This is a genomic window from Nostoc cycadae WK-1, from assembly GCF_002897135.1.
Classification (GTDB): Bacteria; Cyanobacteriota; Cyanobacteriia; order Cyanobacteriales; family Nostocaceae; genus Nostoc_B.
In genome coordinates this window covers 90,716-98,582 of the sequence record NZ_DF978443.1, presented here as the reverse complement: position 1 = coordinate 98,582, position 7,867 = coordinate 90,716, and the positions used below count along the sequence as shown (strand labels likewise).

Genomic DNA, 7,867 nt, shown 5'->3' with positions numbered 1-7,867 from the left:
TCATCCCTCTATTATGCAACGCCTAATAGTGTTTCTTATATAAATGGTTCTATCAACACTAATAGCGGTGTTAATCTTTTCTTACTCAACCCGGCGGGGATTATATTTGGGGACAAAGCTCGCTTAAATGTGGGTGGTTCTTTTGTGGGAACAACTGCTCATAGCATCAAATTTGCTGATGGCAAAGAGTTTAGCACCAACATAACTCAATCCCCATTGTTAAGTATGAGTGTACCTGTAGGGTTACAACTTGGGGGCAATCCGGGAACTATTTCCGTGCAAGGAATGGGAAATAATAGTAAGTTAAACCCTACATCTCCTGTTACTGGATTAACTAGTACAAATGGCTTACAGGTTAAACCTGGAAAAACACTAGCTTTAATAGGTGGTGATCTCGTTCTCGATAGTAGCTTTCTTTCTGCACCGGGTGGACGAATAGAACTTGGAAGCATTATTCAAGGCAGTGCAAATATCCATCTCACACCACAAACATTAACATTTAGCTATCCAAGTAATAGTTCTAGCTTTGGTAATATCCAAATGAGTCAACGTACTGTTGCATCTGTACGCGGAACCAGCCCAGGTTCGATTCAACTTCAGGGTAAACAGATCAATCTTCGGGATGGTTCTTTGCTGGTAGTTCAAAATTTAGGCAGCAGTAAAGCAGGTGATATTACTGTTAATGCCACAGAATCGCTACAAGTGGTTGGGAGATCAGCAGATTTTCGCAGTTCCAGTGGCATAGTCAATGAAGCTCTAATATCAGGAACCGCAGGAAATATTGTGATTACAACTCCAACATTGACCATTGATCGCGGGGGAATTGTCATGAATCGTAGCTATAACTCGGCCCGTGGTGGTAACGTTACAATCAATGCCAATGCTGTGTCTGTGGGTGGAGTTGATCCGAAAGATACATCTACTGTTCCCATCTTTGGTGTGCTTGTTGCTGCTGCTTTTGGAACTAAACAAGGTGGAGATTTATCGATTTCTACTGATAGCCTTTCAATTTTGGGCGGTGCTAATGTTGGGACTAGGAGCTTTTCTAGCGGTCAGGGTGGCAATGTTAAAGTTACTGCTGATACTGTAAATGTCTCAAGTTTAGGTTCTCCTCCAGGATCGCTGTTTATCAGCTTGCTATCAGCGAATACTTTTGGCCCAGGAGATGCAGGAGACTTACATTTAGATACTCGGAATTTGTCAATACAAGATGGGGGTTTAGTCTCAGTTTCGAGTGTAAGTAGAGGGAATGCTGGCAATCTTACCATTAATGCCACTGAGTCAATAGATGTGAGTGGGATGAAAGACGCAGCAAATCCTAGTTATATTGGAGCGATCGCCCGTTTATTTGTAGTGAGAACTCCTACAACAATTAGTGACAATAGTACCTCTAAAGCAAATGCAGGTAGTGTCACCATTAATACTCCTCAATTAACCATTCGTGATGGGGCAAGAGTGTTTGTTGAAAATGAAGTTCAAGGTGACGCAGGTACCTTAAACGTTAAGGCTAATACGTTATATCTCAACAATGGTAGTAGTCTTTCTGCATCCACAAAAGTTGGTCAAGGGGGCAATATCAATCTCCAACTCCGCGATTATTTGCTTATGCGTAATGGTAGCTTCATTAATGCTGAAGCTGGTGCTACTGGCAATGGTGGTAACATTACCATTAATTCACCTATCATTCTCGGCTTAGAAAACAGCGATATCATTGCCAATGCTTTCCAAGGTAAAGGCGGAAATATTGACATTACAACTCAGGGGATTTTTGGTTTAGAATATCGTCCGCAACTAACCCCAGAAAATGATATTACTGCTAGTTCCCAATTTGGGGTGAATGGTACAGTTGAAGTGAATAATGTTGGTGTTGACCCCAATTCTGGTTTAGTGGAATTGCCTGCAAATGTCAGTGATCCATCTCAACAAATTGCTAGTGGATGTGCAAATACCAACGGTAGTAGTTTTGTCGCCACAGGAAGAGGTGGCATACCGCAAAATCCGACACAGGAAATTGGGAGCGATCGCACTTGGTCAGACATACGTGATATCTCTGCATTCCACACCACAAAGCAATTGCCAGCCCAAACACTTTCTTCCTCAAAAATTCTTGTCCAAGCAACATCCTGGAGACGCAACGCCCAAGGCAAAATCGAATTAATTGCTCCTCAAGTAGCCAATGTTCAAACATCTCTCACTTGTGCTGCACAAATAAAATAATAGCTACTCTACAAAGATGCTTCGCGTTAACAAAAGCAGTGTTTTGTGCTGACTATCTAGTGCAAGCAATACTCTCAATATATCAGGATAAAGTATTTTAAGTAATGTTAGGGATGTATTTTGTAGTTAAAAGACCCTATAACGGGTAATAATCCCAACTATTTAGATAGGAAATCTTGATTAATATATTATTTCATAGGTTTGAAACCAAACTATCTATTCACTTTGGTATTAATAATTATTGCTAACATAATCCACACAAAATATCAATGAAATTATCTTTACTTAGTTTATTGCCGAGTATTAGCCTAATTTGTTGTTTGACTGCAACATCTCATGTCAAAGCCAACACTGTCACTAACCAGCAATCTCAACAAATAGCTGGTCAAGAACTAGCTTTTAAGAAACAAGTTTTATCTAATTTAGGCTCAGTTGGTCGCGTACAACAAGCATATTTTTTAGAAAATGAAGTTTTCGCCACTCAAATTCAACAGTTAGGATTAGATGCAAATTTTGAAAATAGTATTCCCGGTTATGGATGGCAGATATTTACTGATAAAAAAGCTAATAAAGTTGTCATGACTGTATTAGCACCGCAGCAAAATAGCTCTCGAACTTATATTAATTTTGTTGCTTTAACCACAACGGATACAAATGACAAAATCACAATATCTACTCTGTGCGAAAGTGAGCAAAATAAGTTAGTTATTCCTAAACTACCAACTAAAATTTTAAAGAATCAAGGTATTGAATGTCCATCCGGCTTTAGAAACTTGGAATTGAGTGAGAATGAAAATAAAATCTCCGAGCAGTTAGAAAATGAAAAACAGCAGAGAGTATTGGTTAGTATTATAAACTCTCTACAACAGAAATATTATGAGCGCAATCAAGTGTTTACAGATGATATAGAGAAGCTTTTTGGATTTCCTCTAAGTAAAGTCGAATCATTTTCTGAGTTAAAATTAAAATTATTACCAATCAAAAATATCCAAAATGGAATTATTGTTATAGCTCCGTTTCCTAGTCAAAAACAAAAAAGTTATATTGGAATAGTTAAACCTAATAAATCTAGCACTATACAGCGCAAGTCAATCGTTTGTGAAATTTCCGAACAGGAAACTATAGATTTAGAAAATTTAAATAATCTAAATAACAATGATTTACTCATTTGTCCTCAAGATTCTCTCCAGATAAGTCTTATTCCAGAGGAAACTACATTTATAAATCAAGAAATTGAAAACCTGACAAAGTATCAGGCTGAAATTCTAGAAATTGATCAACCTCAAAAGACACAGGTTTTACAAGTTGCAGATAAACTAGCGAAAGAAGGTAAATATTTGCAATCCCTACAAAAGTATTATTTAGCATTAGGAGTTTTAGGAATTACTGAATATGATATTTTCGCAGTACTTAGTGCAGAACGTGGGTTTAATCCAATTGTAGATACATTTTTTCAGAAAATTAATCCTGTGCTAGAAGCCGCAAAACCTTCGTTATTAGAACAAAGACAGGAAATCAATTCGGAAATGTATAGTTTCTTTGACAAGTTTTCCGCCGTCAAGAACAGCACAGCACAAAAAATTCAGGAATTAGCAGCTTTACAGTTAGGCTTCAATGTTTTAACTATGCCTAACCAAGATTTAAAAATACCTGACAATAAAAATGAGGCATTCTCGGAAGTTGCGGAATTATTACAAGAGCAGTTCAATGATAAATCACCGCAATTTAATAATAAATTACCCAACAATTTACGCAGTTATGTGAATAAAAATAAAACTGCGATCGCCAGCATTCGTAACTTACTATTGAGTGAGGAAATACCTCGCTGGGGATTAGATTATAAATCGATTAAGGAGGGAGATTTTAATGCTCCTAGTCCGAGCTATTTAAGTATTGTCAATTTACATCGTTTGTTGGTAATTGACATTTTAGATAAGCAGCAGCAAGGGAAGACTCAAGAGATGCTGGAATCGTTAGAGGCATCTTGGAGACTCAGTACATCATTCCAGGATGAACCATCTTTAATTGGTCAACTTGTGAATATAATTATCAGGCGATCGCAAATCCGGGTGATGGAGAAAATCGATAATTTACCTGTAGTCTGGCAAAAGCGATTACTGGAAAAAGACTATACAAAAGCTATGATCCAGGCATTGAATACTGAAGCTTTTTTTCAACTACAAGGCTTAGATAAAATTATGCCATTAGATAACGATACACCGTTATCTCAGCTATATCGTAATTGGTATGGAGTGAATACATATAAGCTGAATCAAGAATTTTATGCTGAAATAGAACGAAAAAAAGATAATCTTTGTTCAGTGGACTTACAAGCTTTAGAAAAACGGTATTTTTTAGCTAATAGCTCCGTGAAACCAAGTTATGTCAATGAGCTTTTAAAAGCTCATCATCTGATGTTGGAGTCAGAAATGTTGCAAAAAGTCTTACAGATAAAAGCAGCTATTCACCACGATAAAGCCTTACCAAATTCCCTCTCTCAAATGTCATCAAATGTTTGTTTGGGTAATCAATGGGTCTATAAATCTTCATCTAATGGTAAATGGTTGATTTATCTTAATCAACAACCCATTTGGCAATCTCAAATTCAGCGATCGCCACTAACTTACACAGGAAAACTTTAAAACCCCTTACCCTCCCAGTTAACTCCCAAATCATTTCCTAGTCAGTTGAGTTAGAAACCAAAGCATTTTGGGAATACTAAAATATGGGTATAAAAGGCGACTAATTTATGAGTTTAATTGAATTGCCAGCCAATGTTACTGATTCATCGCAGCCGATAGCTAGTGGTTGTTCTAATACAAATGGTAGTAGTTTTGTCGCCACAGGACGCGGTGGTATACCGCAAAATCTCAGCCAAGATATGAGGAGTTACGCGATCACACTTGGTCTAATGCCCGTGACAGGACATCTCTGCATTTTTGCAAATCAGCAATGTGAATGCTCAAGCACCCCCATCTCCCTGTAATGCTGATTTGTCGATTTAATGTACTCCAGAAATTTCTAAGGCTGCAAATTTTCCTCTACCAACTTTGAACCCATTAGTCACTAACGTATGAATCTCCAAATTAAAAAACGTCGTTGGCTATATATCAGTCTGAGTCTTTTGAGTTTGTATTTGGCAGTTACTATTACACCTGCTCAAGCATCTATACAAGCACCAACAAATTCTCCTCCTAGCCTCAATGTCAATATATCCGCTACGGAATCTACAAATTGGCTAGAACAAGGACGACAGCTTTACCATTCAGGCAACTTTACAGAAGCGGTGAACGCGTGGCAGAAGGCAGTACAAAATTACCATAGCCAAGGCGATCGCCGGAACGAAGCTTTAAGTTTAAGTTACCTATCGTTGGCACAACAAGAACTCAACCAATGGGAAGTCGCCCAACAATCTATCGAACAAAGTGTAAAAATTTTGCAAACTTCTCAACCCTCTATAGATGCGATTATCTGGGCGCAAATACTGAATACTCAAGCAAATTTACAACTACGTACTGGCAAAGCGGAAACTGCCCTAGATATTTGGCGACAAGCTCAAAAATATTATGAGCAAGCAGGGGATAAAATGGGCAGCTTAGGCAGTCAAATCAATCAAGCACAAGCCTTACAAAGTTTGGGATTTTACCGTCGTTCAAAACAGCAATTGGAGGCGTTAGGGCAGAAGTTAGCCGCAATGCCAGATTCCGAAATCAAAGTTAGTGGGTTGCGATCTCTGGGTTTAGCTTTACACGCCATTGGCGATCGCAACAGTCAGCCAGTATTAGAACAAAGTTTAGCCACAGCCCAGCAAATTGCCGCTAAAACTCAATTAAGTTCTATTCTTGCCAGTCTGGGGAAAGTTGCTTCTGATTCGCAAGACCCAGAAGCCGCCCTAAATTACTTTGAAGATGCCGAAACCACAGCTACAAATCCTAATGAAGCTTTACAAGCGCGTTTAGCTCGATTCAAATTATTAGTAGATTACGGCAAACTGGAATATGCAATTCCCCTGGCACCACAATTACGACAACAGTTGTCAGAACTGCCGCCCAGTCATAGTTCCCTGGGTGCAGCAATTAATTTTGTTGCCACATTGAATCGCTTAAAAAACCCAGAGCAAGTTTTACCTAGTCAAGATTTGGCACAACTGATGGCGAACACTGTTCAGTCTGCCCAAAAAATTCAGGATAGTAGCGCCCAATCCTATGCGCTGTATGAGTGGGCGCAACTCTACAGTCGCCAAAAACAGTGGTCTCAGGCACAGGAACTAGCCGAGAAATCTCTGAATATTGCCCGTGAAATTCAAGCGGATGATTTGATTGCTCAATCAGCCTGGCAGGTTGGCAAGTTATATAAACAACAAGGCAACCACCCCCAAGCAATTACAGCTTATACCGAAGCAGTGAAGTCATTAAAGGCATTGCGTGGGGATATGGCTGCTGTCAACCCCGATGTCCAATTTTCCTTCCGGGAAAGTGTTGAGCCTGTCTATCGGGAACTAGTGAGTTTACTGCTAGATGACCAACCTAGCCAGACAGCATTAACTCAAGCACGCGAATTGATTGAATCACTACAAGTTGCTGAACTGGATAACTTTTTCCGGGAAGCTTGTTTGGATAAAGCCCAGCAAATTGACAAAGTTGACCCGACGGCAACAGTCGTTTATCCGATTATTTTAAGCGATCGCCTAGGCGTAATTTTCTCTCAAGCCGGAAAACCACTACGTTACTACGCCACTGCCAAATCTCAAGCAGAAATTGATCAAACTCTAGAGAAGTTCCTGGTTGCTCTCAACCCAGTTTCCGACTCAACCGTTCGGGAGCAATTATCCCGACAAATTTATGATTGGTTGATTCGTCCAGCAGAAGCAGATCAAGCCTTCAAAGACACTAAAACATTGGTATTTGTCTTAGATGGGCGATTGCGGAACATTCCTATGGCAGCCTTATACGACGGTAAGCAATATCTGATTGAAAAGTATGCTGTGGCGCTCTCACCAGGATTGCAACTGATGGCGGCTCGGTCATTCCAACAAAACCACATTGATGCGATTGTCGGTGGGATTAGTGAATCTCGTGCTGGTTTTAGTGCTTTACCAGCAGTGGAATCAGAAGTGAAGCAAATCGCCCAAAAAGTGCCATCTTCAGCCTTACTCAACCAGCAATTCACCAGTCAAGCCCTCGCCGATCAGATCAAATCTAATAAGGCTAATGTTGTCCATCTAGCAACCCACGGACAATTTAGTTCTCGTCTCGAAGATACTTTCTTACTTACGTGGGATGGACAAGTGAATGTGAAAGAATTGTCCGAACTCCTGAAAAATCGTAGTGGAAACTCATCAAAGGCGATCGAATTATTAGTACTAAGTGCCTGTGATACTGCTAGTGGAGATGATCGTGCTGCTCTGGGATTAGCAGGTTTAGCGGTGAAATCCGGCGCTCGTTCCACTATTGCCACACTTTGGCCAGTTAAAGATAAAGCCGCCCAAATGCTCATGACTCGTTTCTATGACCAACTACGGCAGCCCAAAATCACAAAAGCTGAAGCACTACGACAGGCACAAATTAACCTAATTCGCCAAACTGATTTCCGCGATCCGTTTTTTTGGTCTGCCTTTGTTTTGGTAGGGAACTGGTCTTGATTACGTAAT

4 protein-coding genes are annotated in these 7,867 nt (G+C 39.8%); all 4 read left to right on the top strand.

The genetic code is table 11. The features are described from left to right. Positions 1-2,217: two-partner secretion domain-containing protein (locus NCWK1_RS25630; protein WP_281259168.1), on the top strand; the 2,217-nt coding region annotated here is incomplete at its 5' end. Positions 2,218-2,486: 269 nt separating this feature from the next. After that, the gene (locus tag NCWK1_RS25625; protein WP_103126646.1) at positions 2,487-4,859 is read left to right on the top strand and encodes a type IV pilin-like G/H family protein; all 2,373 of its coding nucleotides are present in this window, start codon (positions 2,487-2,489) and stop codon (positions 4,857-4,859) included. Between the two features lie 107 nt (positions 4,860-4,966). Then, on the top strand, positions 4,967-5,203 hold the full coding sequence (locus NCWK1_RS25620) for a hypothetical protein (RefSeq protein ID WP_245894991.1): 237 nt from the start codon (positions 4,967-4,969) through the stop codon (positions 5,201-5,203). Between the two features lie 87 nt (positions 5,204-5,290). Beyond that, entirely contained in the window at positions 5,291-7,858 is a 2,568-nt protein-coding gene (locus tag NCWK1_RS25615; protein ID WP_103126645.1) for a CHAT domain-containing protein, read from the top strand. Positions 7,859-7,867 lie beyond the last annotated feature (9 nt).

What these genes read in the sequence shown, in the direction of transcription:
- NCWK1_RS25625 (WP_103126646.1), top strand. Translation starts at nt 2,487, where the DNA reads ATGAAATTATCTTTACTTAGTTTATTGCCGAGTATTAGCCTAATTTGT.
- NCWK1_RS25620 (WP_245894991.1), top strand. Translation starts at nt 4,967, where the DNA reads ATGAGTTTAATTGAATTGCCAGCCAATGTTACTGATTCATCGCAGCCG.
- NCWK1_RS25615 (WP_103126645.1), top strand. Translation starts at nt 5,291, where the DNA reads ATGAATCTCCAAATTAAAAAACGTCGTTGGCTATATATCAGTCTGAGT.